The sequence below is a fragment of the Salinisphaera sp. genome (assembly GCF_035690525.1).
In the GTDB taxonomy this organism is placed as follows: domain Bacteria; phylum Pseudomonadota; class Gammaproteobacteria; order Nevskiales; family Salinisphaeraceae; genus Salinisphaera.
This window is the reverse complement of the sequence record NZ_DASSKM010000070.1, coordinates 18,694-37,480: the sequence shown is the minus strand read 5'-3', so window position 1 is coordinate 37,480 and position 18,787 is coordinate 18,694. Positions and strand designations below refer to the sequence as shown.

At 62.3% G+C, this 18,787-nt stretch carries 14 protein-coding genes and 2 tRNA genes; 14 read left to right on the top strand and 2 right to left on the bottom strand.

The features are described 5' to 3' along the window. From VFJ08_RS05405 to VFJ08_RS05345, 13 genes are all read left to right on the top strand, one after another. On the top strand, positions 1-1,147 hold a 1,147-nt coding region (locus VFJ08_RS05405; protein ID WP_324995948.1), incomplete at its 5' end, for an ABC transporter permease. Positions 1,148-1,196: 49 nt separating this feature from the next. Beyond that, positions 1,197-2,006, top strand: a complete 810-nt coding sequence (locus VFJ08_RS05400; RefSeq protein ID WP_324995946.1) for an ABC transporter ATP-binding protein — start codon at positions 1,197-1,199, stop codon at positions 2,004-2,006. Positions 2,007-2,008: 2 nt separating this feature from the next. Next, positions 2,009-2,986 (top strand): MlaD family protein, encoded by a 978-nt coding sequence (locus tag VFJ08_RS05395; RefSeq protein WP_324995944.1) that lies wholly within the window; start codon positions 2,009-2,011, stop codon positions 2,984-2,986. A gap of 85 nt (positions 2,987-3,071) precedes the next feature. Beyond that, positions 3,072-3,659: a PqiC family protein gene (locus VFJ08_RS05390; protein ID WP_324995942.1), complete on the top strand. Its 588-nt coding sequence runs from the start codon at positions 3,072-3,074 to the stop codon at positions 3,657-3,659. 235 nt (positions 3,660-3,894) lie between these two features. After that, complete coding sequence (locus VFJ08_RS05385) at positions 3,895-4,887, top strand: aldo/keto reductase (protein WP_324995940.1); 993 nt, start codon at positions 3,895-3,897, stop codon at positions 4,885-4,887. Positions 4,888-4,999: 112 nt separating this feature from the next. Next, positions 5,000-6,325 carry a trigger factor gene (gene tig, locus VFJ08_RS05380; protein ID WP_324995938.1) on the top strand — a complete coding sequence of 442 codons (1,326 nt, stop codon included), beginning with the start codon at positions 5,000-5,002 and terminating at the stop codon, positions 6,323-6,325. Positions 6,326-6,366: 41 nt separating this feature from the next. Beyond that, a complete protein-coding gene (clpP, locus tag VFJ08_RS05375; protein WP_349256953.1) occupies positions 6,367-7,005 on the top strand; it encodes an ATP-dependent Clp endopeptidase proteolytic subunit ClpP in 639 nt (212 codons plus the stop codon). A 120-nt stretch (positions 7,006-7,125) separates the two neighbouring features. After that, positions 7,126-8,403, top strand: a complete 1,278-nt coding sequence (gene clpX / locus VFJ08_RS05370; protein WP_324995936.1) for an ATP-dependent Clp protease ATP-binding subunit ClpX — start codon at positions 7,126-7,128, stop codon at positions 8,401-8,403. A 137-nt stretch (positions 8,404-8,540) separates the two neighbouring features. Continuing rightward, a complete protein-coding gene (gene lon / locus VFJ08_RS05365) occupies positions 8,541-10,928 on the top strand; it encodes an endopeptidase La (protein ID WP_324995934.1) in 2,388 nt (795 codons plus the stop codon). 226 nt (positions 10,929-11,154) lie between these two features. Continuing rightward, positions 11,155-11,427 carry an HU family DNA-binding protein gene (locus VFJ08_RS05360; RefSeq protein WP_324995932.1) on the top strand — a complete coding sequence of 91 codons (273 nt, stop codon included), beginning with the start codon at positions 11,155-11,157 and terminating at the stop codon, positions 11,425-11,427. Positions 11,428-11,482: 55 nt separating this feature from the next. After that, positions 11,483-11,558: transfer RNA gene (locus VFJ08_RS05355), tRNA-Val, on the top strand. Between the two features lie 14 nt (positions 11,559-11,572). Further along, positions 11,573-11,649: transfer RNA gene (locus VFJ08_RS05350), tRNA-Asp, on the top strand. 272 nt (positions 11,650-11,921) lie between these two features. Further along, positions 11,922-13,823 (top strand): SurA N-terminal domain-containing protein, encoded by a 1,902-nt coding sequence (locus VFJ08_RS05345; RefSeq protein ID WP_324995931.1) that lies wholly within the window; start codon positions 11,922-11,924, stop codon positions 13,821-13,823. A gap of 766 nt (positions 13,824-14,589) precedes the next feature. On the opposite strand, the gene VFJ08_RS05340 is transcribed toward VFJ08_RS05345, so the two are convergent. Then, positions 14,590-16,005, bottom strand: coding sequence for a PLP-dependent aminotransferase family protein (locus VFJ08_RS05340; RefSeq protein WP_324995929.1), 1,416 nt, complete (start codon positions 16,003-16,005; stop codon positions 14,590-14,592). Between the two features lie 308 nt (positions 16,006-16,313). Between VFJ08_RS05340 and VFJ08_RS05335 the strand changes: the two genes are divergently transcribed. Then, positions 16,314-17,591: an MFS transporter gene (locus tag VFJ08_RS05335; protein WP_324995927.1), complete on the top strand. Its 1,278-nt coding sequence runs from the start codon at positions 16,314-16,316 to the stop codon at positions 17,589-17,591. Positions 17,592-17,996: 405 nt separating this feature from the next. Here the strand turns inward: VFJ08_RS05335 and VFJ08_RS05330 are convergent, their stop codons facing one another. Further along, a complete protein-coding gene (locus VFJ08_RS05330; RefSeq protein WP_324995925.1) occupies positions 17,997-18,785 on the bottom strand; it encodes an enoyl-ACP reductase in 789 nt (262 codons plus the stop codon). Positions 18,786-18,787 lie beyond the last annotated feature (2 nt).

The following is an 18,787-nucleotide window of genomic DNA, read 5'->3' as shown; positions in this document are numbered from 1 at the left end:
GGCCACGCGACTGTCGCGCGGGGGGCGCATGAGCGGCGACGCCGCGCTCTACACACTGGAAACCGCGGCCGGCGAATCCGTCATCCGGCTCGGCGGCGACTGGGGCCGGGCCGCGCGCTTGCCTTCGGCGGCCGGCGTACGGCGCGATCTTGGCCGGCCCTCGACGGTGATGATCGACGGCCGCGACCTGGCCAGCGGCCATCCGCGGGTGGCCGCTTTCGTGCATGCGCTGCGCCATGAGTTCGACGCCGCCGGCGTAACCGTAACCGAACGCGCGCTGCCGCGGGATGTCGACGCGCTGATCGCCTTGGCCGGCCCTAGGCCCGCCGCGACGGGTCTGGGGCCGGACCGGCGCCGCCAGCTGGCGCGGCTCGGCGCCCGGTTCGTGCGCCGGGTTCAGGTCGGCCGGGATACGGCGGCGCTGGTCGGTCAGGCGCTCGTACGCACGCCGGCGCTGGTCTCCGGACGGGCGCAGACGCGCTGGCGCGATTTCATCGAACTGGTGCGCGAGACCGGAGCCGCCTCGCTGCCGGTGGTTACGGTGGTCAACCTGTTGATCGGCGCCGTGATCGGTTTTATCGGCGCGGTCCAGCTGGCGACCTTCGGCGCGGGCATGTATCTGGCCGATCTCGTCGGCATCGCCTCGGCGCGCGAGATGGCCGCGATCATGACCGCCTTCATCATGGCCGGCCGGATCGGCGCGACGTTCGCCGCGCATCTGGCGACCATGGAATCCAACGAAGAGATCGATGCGCTGCGCATGATCGGGGTATCGCCTTTCGAGTTCCTGGCGCTGCCCCGGCTGGCGGCGCTCACTTTGATGATGCCGTTGCTCTATCTCTACGGCACAGCGTTGGCTATTGTCGGCGGCCTGGCGGTGGCGAACATCGTGCTCGGGACCCCGCCGGCGGCGTTCATCGAGCGCTTGCAGGACGCGGTGGCTATCCGGCAGTTCATTATCGGCGCGGTCAAATCCACCGCGTTCGGCGTACTGATCGCGCTGACCAGCTGCTATATCGGCCTGCACGCCGGCCGCAACGCGGCGGAGGTCGGGCGCGCCGCGACCCGCACCGTGGTCGTCTGTATTATCGGCATCATTTTCATCGACGCGGTGGCGGCGTTGTGCACGAACGCGCTGGGTATCTGATGCGAGGCGGGTCGACCGGTCGCGCCACAGCGTTTGCGGGGCGACGCTGATGGCGGAACTCGAGGCCCAAGCGCCGACGCCCGAGCGCGGGCTTGCCGTTCGCGGGTTGCGGCTGGCCTTTGGCGACACCGTGGTGCAGCACGACGTATCTTTTTATGTGGCGCCGGCGAGCATTTTCGTCATCATGGGCGTATCGGGCTGCGGCAAGAGTACGTTGCTGCGTCATATCATCGACCTCCAGCGCTCGGCGGTCGGCGACATCAGCTTCGACGGCCAGCGTCTGGTCAATGCCGAGCCGGCGCGGCGCGCGGCGCTGCAGCGCCGCATCGGCGTTTTGTTCCAGTCCACCGCGCTGTGGAGTTCGATGACGGTCGGCGAGAACGTGGCGCTGCCCATGCAGTTGCATACCCATATGCGGGCCGGCGAAATACGCGACCAGGTCGCCTTCAAACTGGCGCTGGTCGGGCTGGCCGGCCAGGAACAGCGGATGCCGAGCGAGCTGTCGGGCGGCATGGCCAAACGCGCCGGGCTGGCCCGGGCGATCGCGCTCGATCCCGATTATCTTTTTCTCGACGAGCCCAGCGCCGGGCTGGACCCGATCACCTCGCAGCGTCTCGATGCGTTGATCATGCGCATGCGCGATGCGCTGGGATTGTCGGTGATCGCGGTCAGTCACGAGTTGCCCAGCATCTTCACGATCGCCGACGACAGCATCTATTTGGACAACCAGTCCAAGACCGCGATCGCGCACGGCAATCCGCGTCATCTGGTCGAGCACGCCGAGGATGCGCGCGTACGCGCTTTTCTCAAGCGCGAGCCGATCGACGAGCCCGCGCGCGCAACGACAAACGAGTACTAGCCATGGCCAGTAACCGCAGCTATACCATCATCGGCGCCTTTTTGTTGGGCGCGATCGCCCTGACCGCCGTGGGTATTCTGACTTTCGGCAACACCGGCCTGTTCAGCGATGAGCGCCGGGCCATAATTTTCTTCAACCAATCGGTGTTGGGTCTGAACAACGGTTCGCGCGTGCTGTTCCGGGGCGTGCAGGTCGGTACCGTGCGTCGGGTGCAACTGCGCCTGAATCCGCAAGGCGGGGCGAAAATCGCGGTCACCATCGAGGTTTCGGGCAATGATGTGGTCGTGGCCGGCGACGAACATACGCCCAGCGATCTCACCATCGAAGAGATGGTCAAGCGCGGACTGCGCGCGCAACTGGTGGTTTATAGTTATGTCACTTCACAGCTGGCGGTGAATCTGGGTTTCGATCCGGAAAACCAACCGAATTTCGTGGTCCCGCCGGACGAGCTCGATCTGCCCGAGATTCCCGCGGTGCCGTCCGAAATCTCGCAGCTCAAGGATACGGTCGCCCAGTTGCCCTGGAAGGAAGCGCTGCACCAGATCCAACAGGCCATGAGCACGATGGTCCAGCTGGCCCAGGATCTGGACAACACCGTGAACCGGCTGGGGCCGAATCTCGATCAAACGGCGCAAGTTACGCGGCAGACCCTGAAAACGGTGCAACAGGCTGTCGCCGCCAACAACAAACAGTTACAGGCGACGCTGGCCAGCGTGCGCACGCTCAGCGATACCGCCAACGATGAGATCGCCAGCCACGATAAACAGATCGACAAGCTGCTCGACAACGCGCAGCAGACCAGCGAGAACCTGAGCGAGTTGTCGCAGAATCTCGAGCAGTTCACCGATCCGGAATCGGGCACGCGCCAGGATATCCAGAGCGCGGTGCGCGATCTTGCGGCCGCGGCTTCGTCGCTGCGCCGGTTCGCCGAAAAGATCGAGCGTGATCCGCATACGCTGCTCTACGGCGGTTCCCGGTAGCGTGATCGGCCCGTCTTGGTTCACGATCGACCGATCAAGCACCTATCCAATCTATAACAATCGACCTGCAATGCGAGCGAAGCCCATGAAAAGCGCGACGATTCTTCGTTCTCCGGCGGCGGCTGCCCGGGTCCTGGCCGTGGTTCTGGCCGCGCTGTTTCTAACCGGGCTCCTGGCCGGCTGCGGCTCGCTGCCGCCGCTCAAGCACGTCTTGCTCTCGCCGCCGCAGACCGAGCGCCTGGCCGCGCGTCCAAGCAATTGGGAGGTGCGGCGTGTGCAAATGCCCGAGTATCTGGACAGCTACGACATCCAACTGCGTACCGACGACTACGTGCTGACGCGGCTGCCCGACGCCAAGTGGGCCGAGCGTCTGCCGGTCGCGGTGACCCGGCTGTTGCAGCAGACCATCGACGAAAAGCTGCAGACCCGGCGCGATAAGCATTACGAGGTGGATGTCGATATCTCGACCTTCGAGCCGCAGCCGTCGGGCAACGTCGTGCTGTCCGCCGCCTGGCGGGTCGTCGATGCGGCCGGCGATACGGTGGCGCGTAACCACAGCCTGATCAAGCAACCGCTGCCGCCCGCGCCCGGGCGCAGCGCCGGCGATATCGGGCGCGCGATGTCGATTGCCGTGCGCGAGCTGGCGATGCGGATCGTCGCCCGCGCCGGTTAGATCCCAAATCGGCCGCGGCAAAACGCCTCCGCGCGCTTTGATTCACCAATACCCCGCGGCTTGCCGCGGGCACCTTAGCAATGGGGTTTCCAAAGGAGAGAGGCGATAGCTCTCCCCTTTGGTCGACCGCGCGGTTTTATACCGCGTGGTCGAAAGATATTTGATTTGCCGGTCCACGCTTGAATGCGCGCCGTGCGCGCCCATCTCTGTTGGGGTCAATCAATCGGAGTTGGTTTTGGAAACCCGCGACATCAACGGCAACGGCCTTTCGGCTTCGCGGATCGGCCTGGGCACCTGGGCGATCGGCGGCTGGATGTGGGGCGGCACCGACGAGGCCGAGTCCATACGCACCATCCAGGGCGCGCCGGACCAGGGCGTGACGCTGATCGATACCGCGCCGGTGTACGGCTTTGGCCGCTCCGAGGAAATCGTCGGCAAAGCGATCGCCGAGGCCAAGATGCGCGACCAGGTCGTGCTGGCCACGAAATGCGCACTGGAATGGGACGATAACGGCGGCGTGCGTCGCAACGCCACGAAAGCACGTATTCGTAAGGAAGTCGACGATTCGCTGCGCCGTCTGCGCACCGACGTGATCGATGTGCTGCAGGTGCATTGGCCGGACCCGCTGGTCGACCCGCGCGAGACCGCCGAAGCCATGGCCGAGGCCAAGGCCGCCGGCAAGATCCGCGCGATCGGCGTCTCCAATTTCTCGCCCGAGCAGATGAGCGAGTTTTCGACGATCGCCACGATCGATGTTGCGCAGAACCCGTACAACCTGTTCGAACGTCAGATCGACAAGGATGTATTGCCCTGGGTGCGCGAGCACGATACCCGCTTGTTGGCCTACGGCGCGCTCTGCCGTGGTTTGCTCTCGGGGCGCATGCACGGCGAGCGTGAGTTCCCCGGCGACGATCTGCGCAACAACGACCCGAAATTCCAACAGCCGCGCTTCGATCAGTATCTGGCCGCGGTCGATGCGCTGGATGCATTCGCGCAGGAAAACTACGACAAGCGCGTGCTGGATCTGGCCATCCGCTGGCTGCTGGATCAGTACGATCATACGTTTGCGTTGTGGGGCGCGCGTACCCCGGATCAGCTGGATGCGGTGGCCAATGTGCCCGGCTGGCAGCTCGATCCGGACGCCCGGCGCGAGATTGGCCGCATTGTCGATCGGCATGTGACCGATCCGGTGGGGCCGGAATTCATGGCGCCGCCGGCGCGCGACTAAAGTCCCCAAAACCGAGAGCGCGCGCCCCGGGCCGGGTTGCTATACTGGCCGGTCAGCCGGGCGGCGTGTCGCCCGCTAATAACGCTCAAACAGAATCGATTCGAGGTAGTTGATGGACGTCTCCGTAGAAAATTCCGGTGGCCTGAAGCGGCGTCTGAAGGTGCAGATTCCGGCCGATCGCGTGAACAGCGCGGTGGATGACAAGGTCAAGCGGGTCGGCCAGCATGCGCGCATCCCGGGTTTTCGGCCGGGCAAGGCGCCCCGCAAGATTCTGTATCAACGCTACGGCGCGCAGGCGCGACAGGAAGCGGTGAGCGAACTGGTTCAGAGCACGTATCCGGAAGCGGTCGAGCAATCCGAGCTCAATCCGGCCGGCCAGCCGGAGATCGAGCTGGACGCGTTCGAGGAGAACGGGCCGTTGTCGTTCACCGCCAGTTTCGATGTTTATCCCGAGATCGAACTCAAGGGGCTGGACGCGATCGCGGTCGAAAAGCCGGTGGCCGAAGTCACCGATGCCGATATCGACAACACGCTTGAGCGTATTAAGGACCAGAACAAGAGTTGGGAGGAGGTCGATCGCGAGTCGGCCGACGGCGATCAGGTTGTGGTCGATTACGTCGGCCGCATCGACGGCGAGGCTTTCGAGGGCGGCAGTGCCGACGATATGGAGATCACGCTCGGCGAGCAACAGTTCCTGCCGGACATGGAGCGCGGCCTGGTCGGCCGCAAGCCCGGCGAGACATTCCAGATCGATGTGACATTCCCGGAGGACTACGGCGCCGAGGATCTCGCGGGCAAGCCCGCTGTCTTCGATGTCGAACTCAAAGCCGTGAAAGAGGCCAAGCCGGCCGAACTCGATGAAGACTTCATCCGGCAGATGGGCATCGAGGACGGTACGAGTGAAAGTCTACGCGCGCGGATCCGCGAGTCGCTCGAGCAGGAGGTCAAGCGCGCTATCGAGACCAGCGTGAAGACCCAAACCCTGGACGCGCTACACGACGCCAATTCAATCGATGTGCCGGAGTCGATGGTAGCCGAGGAGATCGACCGCATGCGTCGCGAAGCCATGCAACGCATGTCGCAGCAGATGCAGGTCGATGAAGAGCAGGCCCGGCAGTTGTTGCCCGACGATAGGCTGCGCGAGCAGGCGACCAAGCGCGTGGCGCTCGGCCTGCTGATCGCCGAAGTCATCTCGGCGAAGGAACTCGAGCTCGACCAGGACAAGGTGGCCGAGAAGATCGACGAAGTCGCCTCCGGTTACGGCGACCAGGCCGAGGCGGTCAAGAACTACTATCAGCAGAACCCGCAACTGATGCAGGGTCTGCAGGCAATGGTGATGGAGCAGCAGGTGGTCGACAATCTGCTGAACGACGCCGCCATCACCGAAAAGGAAACCGAGCTCGACGAGCTCCTCAACGCCAATCGACAGCAGGGCTGATCGCTCGGCCCTGTCTGCCAACGCAAGGAAAGCGAGACGTTATGGCAGAACATGACAGCATGCAGACCCAGAATCTGGGGCTGATTCCAATGGTGATCGAGCAGACCGCCCGCGGCGAGCGGTCGTTCGACATCTATTCGCGCCTGCTCAAGGAGCGGGTGATCTTCGCGGTGGGCCCGGTCGACGACCATATGGCCAACCTGATCGTCGCGCAGCTGTTGTTCCTCGAATCGGACAATCCCGATAAGGACATCCAGCTCTATATCAATTCGCCCGGCGGCGCCGTGACCGCGGGTCTGTCGATTTACGACACGATGCAGTTCGTCAAGCCGGACGTGGCGACGATGTGTCTCGGCCAGGCCGCCAGCATGGGCGCGCTTTTGTTGGCGGCCGGGGCCGCGGGCAAGCGTTATTCGCTGCCGCATTCGCGCGTGATGATTCACCAGCCATCGGGCGGTTTCCAGGGCCAGCAGTCGGATATCGAAATTCACGCGCGGGAAATTCTGCAGGCCCGCGAGCGGTTGAATCATATCCTGGCGCATCACACCGGCCAGCCGCTGGAAAAGATTCAGCGCGACACCGAGCGCGATTTCTTCATGAGCGCGGACGAAGCGGTGAAATACGGGGCGATCGACGATGTGCTGACGTCGCGCGAGGCCTTGGCCGGCAAGTCCGGCTAGGGTGTTCACGTCCACGCCCGGCCGCCGTACCCGAATCCGGCGGCCGATCGCGTGACAAACATTTGTCGGGTATGTCATACGTAAGACATATCGACAGGCCACCTCAACGAGGTCACGACCATGGCAGACAACGGCAACAACGAGAACGGCGCCAAGGAGAACTCCGGCCGGACGCTGCATTGCTCGTTCTGCGGCAAGAGCGAACACGAAGTTCGCAAGCTGATCGCCGGCCCGTCCGTATTCATCTGTGATGAATGCGTGGACCTGTGCAACGACATCATGCGCGAGGAACTGGCCAGCAAGCCGGCCAAGAAGGGCCTGCCGAGCCCGCAGGAAATTCGTCGCGTGTTGGACGACTATGTCATTGGCCAGGAGTCGGCGAAGAAAATCCTGGCGGTCGCGGTATACAACCATTACAAGCGCCTGAACGCCGAAGCGGCCGACAACGAGGTCGAACTGCAGAAGTCCAATATTCTGATGATCGGCCCGACCGGTTGCGGCAAGACGCTGCTGGCCGAGACGCTGGCGCGTCTGCTGGATGTGCCGTTCGCGATCGCCGACGCCACTACGCTCACCGAGGCGGGCTATGTCGGCGAGGATGTCGAAAATATCATCCAGAAGCTGCTGCAGAAGTGCGACTACGATGTGGAAAAGGCCCAGCGCGGCATCGTCTACATCGACGAGATCGACAAAATCTCGCGCAAGTCGGAAAATCCGTCGATCACCCGCGACGTCTCGGGCGAGGGGGTGCAACAGGCCCTGCTCAAGCTGATCGAAGGCACGACCGCCTCGATTCCGCCTCAGGGCGGGCGCAAGCATCCGCAGCAGGAATTCCTGCAGGTCGATACCTCGGGCATTCTGTTCGTCTGCGGCGGCGCCTTCGCCGGGCTGGATCAGACCATTCAGCAGCGCGCGGGGCGTTCGGGCATCGGTTTCTCGGCCGAGGTCAAGAGCGAGTCCGATAAGCGCAGCCTGGGTGCGATGCTCAAGACGGTCGAACCGGAAGACTTGGTCAAGTACGGCCTGATTCCCGAATTCGTCGGCCGCCTGCCGGTGGTCGCCACGCTCGAGGAATTGGACGAGGCCGCGCTGGTTTCGATCTTGCGCGAGCCGAAGAACGCGCTCACCAAGCAGTATGCCAAGCTGTTCGAGATGGAGAACTGCGAGCTGGAGCTGCGCGAGGACGCGCTCAAGGCGATCGCGCATCGGGCGATGGAACGCAAGACCGGCGCGCGCGGTCTGCGCACTATTTTGGAATCCATCCTGTTGGACGTGATGTACGAACTGCCGGCGATGGAGAATGTTTCGAAGGTGGTCGTGGACGATGCGGTGGTCAAGGGCGACGCCCAGCCCTATATCGTCTACGAGAACGCGGAGGCGGAGCGCGCCGGCGCCTAGTCTAGAGCCTAGTCTAGAGCTTGGAGTTCGATGCCGGTCGGCCCGGTGATTGAAAAACCCCGGGCCGGCCGCACCATGAACGCAAACCCACAGCGGCCGGCTTTCTTGCCGGCCGCTTTATATCAGCGAGGGCCCGCATGGCTGACAACGCCCTGGTACCCGTTCTTCCTCTGCGCGACGTGGTCGTGTTCCCGCATATGGCGATTCCGCTGTTCGTGGGGCGGGAGAAATCGATCACCGCGCTTGAAGCGGCCATGGCCGAGGACAAGAAGATTCTACTCGTGGCCCAGAAGGCCGCGGATATTGATGATCCGGGCGTGGACGATATTTACGAGGTCGGTACGCTCGCCTCGATTCTACAACTGCTCAAGCTGCCCGACGGCACCGTGAAGGTGTTGGTCGAGGGCGGCAGCCGGGCCCGCCTGTCGGATTTGCACGAGGCGGACGGCGGGCTGGTCGCCCAGCACGAAACCATCGACGACGGTGAACAGGAATCGGCCGAGATGGACGCCTTGATGCGTTCGGCGGTGTCCACCTTCGAGTCGTATACCAAGCTCAACAAGAAGGTGCCAGCGGAGTTGTTGCCGTCGCTGTCGAGCATGGATTCGGCCGGCCGCCTGGCCGACACCATCGCCGCCCATCTCAACCTCAAGCTCGACGAGCGCCAGGACGTGCTGGAGATCGCCGGCCCCGCCGAGCGCCTCGAGCACGTGGTCGCCAAGACCGACGCCGAGATCGAGGTGCTGCAGATCGAGAAGAAGATCCGCGGCCGGGTCAAGCAGCAGATGGAGAAGTCGCAGCGCGAGTACTACCTCAACGAGCAGATGAAAGCCATCCAGAAGGAGCTGGGCGAGATCGACGAGGTGCCCAACGACCTGGACGAGCTGGAAGACAAGATCGAAAAGGCCGGCTTCCCCAAGGAAGTGAAGAAGAAGGTCACGAACGAGTTCAATAAGCTCAAGACCATGTCGCCGATGTCGGCCGAGGCGACGGTGGTGCGCAATTATCTCGACTGGATGGTCGATATCCCGTGGAAGAAGCGCTCCCGGACCAAGATCGATCTGGCCAAGGCGCAGCAAACGCTGGACGCCGATCACTACGGTCTGGAGCGCATCAAGGAGCGCATCATCGAGAACCTGGCCGTGCAGAGCCGAGTCAAGAAGATCAAGGGGCCGATCCTATGCCTGGTCGGCCCGCCAGGCGTGGGCAAGACGTCGCTCGGCCGCTCGATCGCCCGCGCCACGAACCGCGAGTTCGTGCGCATGAGCCTGGGCGGCGTGCGCGACGAGGCCGAAATCCGCGGTCACCGGCGCACCTATATCGGGTCGCTGCCGGGCAAGATCATTCAGAACATGGTCAAGGTCGGCGTGCGCAACCCGCTGTTTCTACTCGACGAAGTCGACAAGATGGCGATGGATTTCCGCGGCGATCCAGCCTCGGCGCTGCTGGAAGTGCTCGATCCGGAGCAGAACAACACGTTCAATGATCATTATCTGGAGGTCGACTATGACCTGTCGCAGGTCATGTTCGTGTGCACCGCCAACACCATGAACATCCCGGCGCCGTTGCTGGATCGTATGGAAGTGATCCGGCTGTCCGGCTACACCGAAAACGAGAAGGTCAACATCGCCGAGCGCTATCTGCTGCCCAAGGCGATGAAAGAAAACGGGCTGGAGGACAACGAACTCTCGGTCTCCGATAACGCGATCACCGATGTCATCCGGCGCTATACGCGCGAGGCCGGGGTGCGCAATCTCGAGCGCGACATCAGCAAGATCTGCCGCAAGGTGGTCAAGGAGCTGATCAGCGAAAAGGCGCGCGACCACGCGCAGGTCTCCACGCGCAACCTGGACAAGTACCTGGGCGTGCCGAAGTTCCGCTACGGCCGCGCCGAGGAACACGACAGCGTCGGTCAGGTGACCGGTCTGGCGTGGACCGAGGTCGGCGGCGAACTACTCACGATCGAGGCGGCCTCGCTTCCCGGCAAGGGCAAGGCCACGCACACCGGGTCGCTGGGCGACGTGATGCAGGAGTCGATCCAGGCGGCGCTGACGGTGATCCGTTCGCGCGCGACCGCGCTCGGCATCGAGCGCGACTTCATGCAGAAAGCGGATCTTCATGTGCACGTGCCCGAAGGTGCTACGCCCAAGGACGGGCCGTCCGCCGGCATCGGCATGTGCACCGCCATGATCTCTTCGCTGACCCAGATTCCGGTTCGCGCGGACGTCGCGATGACCGGCGAAATCACCCTACGCGGCGACGTTCTGCCGATCGGCGGGCTCAAGGAGAAGCTGTTGGCGGCGCATCGCGGCGGGATCAAGATCGTGGTCATTCCGCACGAGAACACGAAGGATCTCGCCGAGATCCCGGCCAATATCAAGAACCGGCTGGATATTCGTTCGGTCCGCACGATCGACGAAGTGCTCGAAATCGCGCTCACGCGCCAGCCCCAGCCACTGCCGGCCGAAGAGGCATCGGCAGAAGGTCAGCGCAAGGCCGATCCGGGCGAAGTCCGGCCGCATTGAGCCCGCATTGAGCCTTGATTTACGTCGGCGCTCCGATTCCGGTGCTAAGCCTTTATTGACGCTGGAATCGAGGCCTTGGTATAAAGCCCGCTTGCGGTCGGGCAACGCCGCGACGACGGTCAGGCCCGGAGCACTTGCAGTGAACGCGCGGCTAGGCCAGCGTGAAGGCGGGTTCGCTAGACGGACCGGTCGAAAATCTCTCACTCCTAAAAGGGGATGCTTAGTTATGAACAAAACTGAACTCGTCGATGCCGTCGCCGCGGACGCGGATATTTCCAAGGCCGACGCTTCGCGCGCCGTCGACGCCATGATCGACTCGGTCACCGACGCTCTGAAGAAGGGCGACAAGGTCTCGCTGGTGGGCTTTGGCGTCTTTTCCGTGCGCGAGCGTGCCGCCCGCCAGGGCCGTAATCCCAAGACCGGTCAGTCCATTCAGATCCCGGCCGGAAAAACGCCCGGATTCAAGGCTGGCAAAGCGCTGAAGGATGCTGTAAACTAGCGCGTCTTCGCAGGGTGGTGAGGGTTTCCTCGACGCTTTGCCTCGATACTTTGAGGGGTGCTTAGCTCAGTTGGTAGAGCGTCGCCCTTACAAGGCGAATGTCGGCGGTTCGAACCCGTCAGCACCCACCAAACGATAGGTCAAGGGAGCGGTAGTTCAGCTGGTTAGAATGCCGGCCTGTCACGCCGGAGGTCGCGGGTTCGAGTCCCGTCCGCTCCGCCATAGTCTGTTTACCGGCCATGCCGCGCAGACCGGAAAAGGCGCTCTTGAAGAGCGCCTTTTTTTCGTCTGTCGCACGTGGATGCACAATGCCCGCGCGACAGGCACAATGCCGTGGCTGCCGGCATGAGCCGGTTTTCACAACTGTCCGGTGAGCCGAGAATCAAATGTCCTTCGGCCACGTGGTCGAGCAAAGGGGAGAGTAGCGTTTCTCCCCTTTGGAAACGCCATTGCTAAGGTGCCGCGGCAAGCCGCGGGGCTATTGGTGAATAAATATGCTGCAGAAGATCCGAGATGGGGCCAGCGGGCCGCTGGCGTATATTGTCGTTGCCGTGATCGCGGTGGTGTTCGGGGTTTGGGGCGTCGGCTCCTATTTCACCCCGTCGGCCGACCCGGTGGTGGCCAGCGTCGGCGATACCAATATCACCCAATCGCAGTTGCAGCAGGCTTTCAACCAGCGTTATCAGCGCCTGCGGCAGATGATGGGCGATCATTTTGACGCCAGCATGTTTCCGCGCGACGAGATTCGCAAGAACGTACTCGACGGCATGATCGAGCAGGCGGTCATGACGCAGTACGCCAGGGACAACGGCTACCGCGTGACCGATGCCAATCTCTTGGCGCTGATCCGCAGCAATCCCCAGTTCCAGGACAACGGCCGGTTTTCCACCCAGCGCTACAAGGCGCTATTGGCGCAAGCCGGCATCCCGCCCGCCCAGTACGAGGCGAGGTTGCGCCGTAGCATGGTGGCCGGTCAGGTGCGCCAGATCGTGGCGGGCAGCGCGTTTGCTGCCCCGCCCGAGGTCGATGCGGCCTATCGTCGCTCCCATGAACAGCGCAAGATCGAGGTGCTACGCTTCGATCCGTCGGCCTACAGCGGCCAGATCAAGGTCGATGATCAGGCGATCAAGAACTATTACGACAGCCACCCAAAACAGTTTATGCGCCCGCCGCGGGTCAAGCTGGCCTACGTCTCGCTGGACGCCGACCGGCTGTCGTCGGACCAGCCGGGGCCGGATCGTTTGCAGCAACTATACCAAGCCCACAAGAGCGAGTTCGGCACCCCGGCCAAGCGCAGCGCGAAACAAGTACGAATTCCGATCAAGGGCGGCGACGACGCCAAGGCGCGCCAAACCGTACAGTCCGTGATCGCGGCCGTTAACAATGGACAGTCGCTCAAGCAGGCCGCCGCGGCCAACGATGGCGCGCAGTTCAGTCGGATCGACAGTCAAGCGAAGTCGGCGCTGCCCGACGCCGTGGGCTCGGCCGTATTCGGCTTGAAGCAGGGCGAGTTGTCCAAGCCGGTGCGCGGCGACGACGCGTGGTATGTACTGCGCACCACCGCCGTGACCCCGGCTAAGACCCCCGGCTTCGACGACCCGGTCGTCCAGGCCCGGCTCAAGGCCATGGCGCGCGATCAGGCCCGGGCGAAGGCGTTCCGCTCGAAGTCCGACAAGCTCGATAGTCTGGCCTACCAGGCGCCGAACGGGCTGCAGACCATTTCCAACAAGCTGGGGCTCAAGATCCGGCATACGGACTGGATCAGCCGCGATGGCGGCGGTTCCGGGCTCGGTCAGTACACGGCGGTGCGCAAGGCCGCATTTTCGGACGCCGTGCTCAAGGATCACTTGAACAGCCAGGTGCTGGAGCTGGGGGACCAGCGTCGCGTGGTGCTGCGGGTGACCGATCACCAGCCAGCCCAGCGCAAACCGCTGACCGCGGTGCGCGACACGATTCGCCAGCGTCTGGTCGCCCAGCGCGCCGAGGAGCGCGCGCAGCAGGCCGCGCAGCAGGCCATGGCCCAGGCACGCCAGGGTAAGCCGCTGGCGCAGATCGCGGACAACGCCAAGGGTGCCACGTTGAGCCGGCCGGGGTTCGTCGGCCGCGATAACGGCAAGCTGGATCCGAAAGTGCTCGACGCCGCGTTCGGGCTGCCGCTCGATGCCAAACAGTCTGGTGACGCGCAGTACAAAGTGGTCTCGACCGACGACGGCCAAGCCGCACTGGTCGTTGTCTCCGCCAGCCGCGTGCAAAGCGGCGACAAGCAGGGCGGGGTACCGCGCAAGCAAATCGCGCAGCGGCAAGCCGGCTACAACGCCAACCTGGAGTACGGCGCGCTTAGCCGTTATTTACGCCGGCAGGCCGATGTCGAAATTCACGAGAGCGCGCTGAACTGATCGTCGTGACAGTCGCGACACGGCTGTCGGCTTACGGCCTAAGCCGACCTACGCAGAGACCCGTAGGTCGGAAGGCGTAATCCGACAGAACGAAGAGCCAATCGAGTCGTAACCGGACAAACGCCGAGGTGTCTCGGCTGTATCGACCTTAACTTCTCGAACCACTCGGTGCGGACCCGCATGCCGCCCGGTGCGGGAGGCGCGCGATCGGCGTTGATCGCGCCCTGTTCCGGTACTTGCGCAATGCGGCGGGCTTATATAAGACCATCACCGTCCGCATCGCTCCCCACGAACAACTTGCCGACGCGCAGAAGACGGCTATTGCCTGGGAACACGGAATGCGCGACGGCATCGCTAAGATCAGCGTACGCGCATCAATGGTTTTCTACCTACTGAAGATACTACGGCTTGACGAAGACGCGGGCAGTCACAGCCCGAAGGCTTAGCAGATTGTGCCGTTGAATCCTGAAGACATGCCACGCGGTAGCCGCTAGGCGCGGGGCAAAACCGTTAGGCTAACGCCACGGTGGGTCGCCACAGCGATTGGGTTGGGCGGCTCATCCTAATAGGGATGACGAGGATTCATGCACGGGTCGATGGAATCCGCATATCGCCTCGTTCAATCGAGCGCTTGCTTGAGGTCGTGTGCTGGCTGGCCGGCAAGCGTACCGGCGGCATAGCTTGTTTCCACCGCTGCGGCGAACTGACAAATAGCTGCAGCTTCATGCCGAAGCGTCAGGCGCTCGTTGAGATCATCGTGGCTATTCTAGCTTTTTATGCTATCGGACATTAGCTCAGCGAGAATGCTGATCCCCCGATTTGCCATCTCGGCCGATTCGAGGGCCGAATTCAGCCGAAGGCAATTCTTGAACTCGCCATCCGGGGAGAACAACTCGCCTGGGGCAAACACAACGTGTCTGGCTAACGCACGAGATAATAACTCGGTTGTGTCCACGTACTCCGGTAGCTCGACCCAGATTAGAAACCCGCCATGCGGCCGGCTGATCGAGACTGAAGCAGGAAGTTTTGCCTCTAGCTGCGCGGCGAATTCGCGCCGGCATCTTTTGTAGCCTCGGGCCGCGATACGCATGTGTCGATGGATGTTGGCGGTCGCCAGATAATTCGCGAGCGTAAGCTGGGCGGGTGTGTTTACCGAGACCGAAGCGAGATATTGCTGATACCGGGCTTCTTCTCGACGTTCGGACGGCACCCACACCCATCCGATCCGCAGGCCGGCGGAGATAGTTTTTGTGGCAGAACTGCAATAGTAGACATTCCCTGATTGATCCCAACTCTTGAGCGGGCGGGACCGTCGTCCGGAGGCTACAAGTTCCCCGTAAACATCGTCCTCGATGATTGGTATGCCGTATTTCTCGGCTAGCTGCACCAACCTCCTCTTCTTCTCCTCGGACAGGGTGACGCCCATCGGATTCGAAATCGTCGGGATCACGGCGATCGCACCCGGATTCCATCGAATGAGCGCTTTCTCTAGCAGCTTAAGGGAAACCCCGGTCTGAGGGTCCGTTGGTATGGGCAATGCTCGGAGTCCGCATTGCTCCAAAACTTCGAGCAGCCCGTAATAAGTCGGTGATTCGACGGCCACCACATCCCCCGGCTTGCAGACTAATCGCAAAGCGAGTGTCAGCGATGCTTGGCAGCCATTTGTAATAACCAGATCGTCTGGCGAGACATCGCAAGATGCCAGGCTAAGCCGTCTTGCAATTTCTGCTCGTAGTTCGAAGGCGCCAGGGGGAAACGCCTGCGTCATACACCGTCGACGGGCCATATGCCATATTCGGCTACTGGCTCTTGCGATCGCGCCACTGGGCATGAAGCCAGGGTGCGGTGATGCTGCGCCGAAGTTCGTCATATCCGGCTCTGCTGAGGCATCCAGCATCCGCAATATCCGATCGCGGCCGGATACAGGGACGGGCGTTGCCGCCTCGGACGAAACGCTCGGCAAGGCCAGGCTCGTCCCGGTGGAAAGAACGAAAAAACCAGACCGGGGGCGGGCCTCGATGACGCCGCGGCGTTCCAGCTCATGGTAGGCCCGCACACACGTGGAGACGCTCAAATCCTTCTCGACGCTGATGCGGCGCACCGAAGGCAATCTGGCGCCCAGTTGGTACACGCCGTTTTCGATCAGATGAGCGACGTTATCCGCCAAGCGCTCGTACAGCACAGCATTCCCCTGTCGTGACTCAAGATCACTGTACTGCACGTTTGTCAACGATCTGTACCTATACGGCACAGATTCGAGCTACGAGTATTGGATCTTGGCTTTCAGCTTATGCCCGCGATGTTCGATACTCAGCCTGGCGGTTCCGGCTCTTTTGGCTACTCCGTCGATGAGTCTGAATTCACCGCACTGTTTCAGGCGTTAGACCAGGCCGAGCAACCGCCGAATCGCATCTATACAGACCCGCGTTGGTTTGAGCGTGAAATAGTACTGCGGGGCGACTATCCCCAATGTAGAGGTAAGCACGCGTCATGAATGTTCGAGCTCAACAAATGCTCGGGTATGCGCTGCTATCGATCGCGTTCTTCATTGGCTTTTTTCATCGGTTCGCGCCAGCGACATTCGCCCAGCCAATCGCCCGAACTTTCGACGTGGGCAGCACGGCACTCGGCGGGCTCGCCTCCATGCATTTCTGGGTCTATACCCTGATGCAGATCCCAGCCGGCATGATCGTGGATCGGTATGGGATACGGACCCCGGCGAGCGTCGGTACGGCGCTGGTCGGTGTAGGCGCCGCGTTTCTGGCCCTGGCTCCCTCGTTCGCCTTCGCTATGTGCGGGCCGGCTTTGGTTGGCTTTGGTATGTCGATTGTCTTCGCCAGCGTGATGAAGAACAACGCGATCTGGTTCACGGGGAAACGATTCGGGTTCGTTACGGGCTGCACGCTTCTAATTGCAGCGCTGGGCTCGATCGCGTCCGAAGCGCCCGCCGCGCTACTGCTGAAAATAAGCCCTTGGCAGCCCATATTCCTCGTCCTGAGTACGCTTAGCATCGTTCTGGCCGTTCTCATCGGTTTTTTTTGGCGCCCACCTCCGACCGGAAGGTTCGGCCAAGTCGCCGTGGGCACCAACAAAGAGCAAACCGGAAGCTTGGCTAGCATGCGTTCCGTGATCCGCCGGCCGCAGATATGGTTGATCATGCTGGCCATCTCGGGCACGAGCGGGACGTTCTACGCCTTCGCGGGACTATGGGGCACGCCACTTCTGACCCATAGCTTCGGCTTCGAGCGAGACACGGCCGCGTTGGTAATGACGTTGTCGTTATTGCCCTACGGGTTCGGTTCTCTCTTCGTCGGCCAACTCTCCGACAAGCTGCGGACCCGCAAGGCCTTCATCATTGCGGCATCCGGCGTCAGCGTACTGTCCTGGGTCTGGCTCTTATTTGCCGACGGCAATACGCCGGTCGCGGCCTGGGTCTGTTTCGTACTGCTGGGCCTTTCGAGTGCGCAAGTCGTCGTGTCTTTCGCGGCTGTGAAAGAGGGCGTGCCGGCTGATTCAACCGGGACTGCTTTGTCCCTAGTGAACATGGGCGTATTTCTAACGACTGCGGTAGTCCAGTTCGGATACGGCTGGCTAGTGGCCTCGGCGGCTTCGAGCCAAACCTTGGCGGGAGATGTGTACCGCGTCGCGCTCTGGCTGCCTGCAGCGATAAGTATTGCGGGATTGATAGGCGCTTTGAAGGTCGTCGAAACCATTCCACGCCAGTCTATTCAACACAGCCCAAAAACCAGCTCGCAAAGCGCGAAATAGCCACATACCGGGCTCTTACTAATCCGGCACCAAAACAGCTGAAAGGTCAGCTGTTTTCAACGCGCTTAAAAATCAAGGCCGGCGCATGTCCGTCCTTGATTTTCAACTGCTTCGCGGCCGATGGCCGCGGCGAGCACGCGGTGGCGTACTCGCGCTATTAATCCGGCATGAAGGTATTTTCATGCCGGATTAATAGCACACGTATCCGGAATGGCGAAACCGAAAATAGAAACAGAGGATCAGCAATGGATGCACAAACCCGAAGCCTGCAAGAAAACACCGAACCACACCGCGAGGCCCTGCTCAGAACACCCGTCGAGCATTTCGATATAGCTGCAGTTGATACCCGGCTAATCCTGGCGATGTATGAGCAAATGCGTCGATTCGTGTTTGTGACCGTCGGTATTATTCCTCTTCGAGTCGGCTCATGCCCATCACGCGATAGCCGCCGTCGACATAGATGACTTCGCCGGTGATGCCCGAGGCCAAGTCGGAGCCGAGGAAAGCGGCCGCGTTGCCGATCTCGTCCTGGGTGACATTGCGCTTTAGCGCCGCGGTGTCGCGCGCATAGCCGAGCATTTTGCGGAAACCGCTGATGCCGGAGGCCGCCAGCGTCTTGATCGGGCCGGCCGAGATCGCATTCACCCGCACCCCGCGGGCGCCGAGGTCCGCCGCGATGAAACGCATGTTGGATTCCAGGCTCGCCTTGGCCGGGCCCATGATGTTGTAGCCCGGCATTACACGCTCGCTGCCCAGATAGGTCAGGGTGATCAACGAGGCCTTGTCCGACAGCATCGGCCGGGCCGCCTTGGCGAGAGCGGCGAAGCTGTAGGCGCTGATATCGTGCGCGATGCGCGATGCGTCGCGGGAGACGCTGTCCAGATAGCCGCCGGACAGGGCCTCGCGGGGCGCAAAGCCGATGGCATGGACCAATATGTCGAGCGTGTCCCAGTGCGCGCCGAGCGCCTCGAACAGCGCATCGATCTGGGCGTCCTCGGCGACGTCGAGCGGCAACACGGCTACCGCGCCAAGCGCTTCGCCCATTTTCTCGACGCGGGGCTTGAGCTTATCGCCCTGATAGGTGAGCACGAGTTCCGCGCCCTGATCGCGCATCGCGTTGGCGATGCCGTAGGCGATCGAGCGCTCGCTCGCCAAGCCCGTGATCAAGGCTTTTTTGCCGTCAAGAAACCCCATGC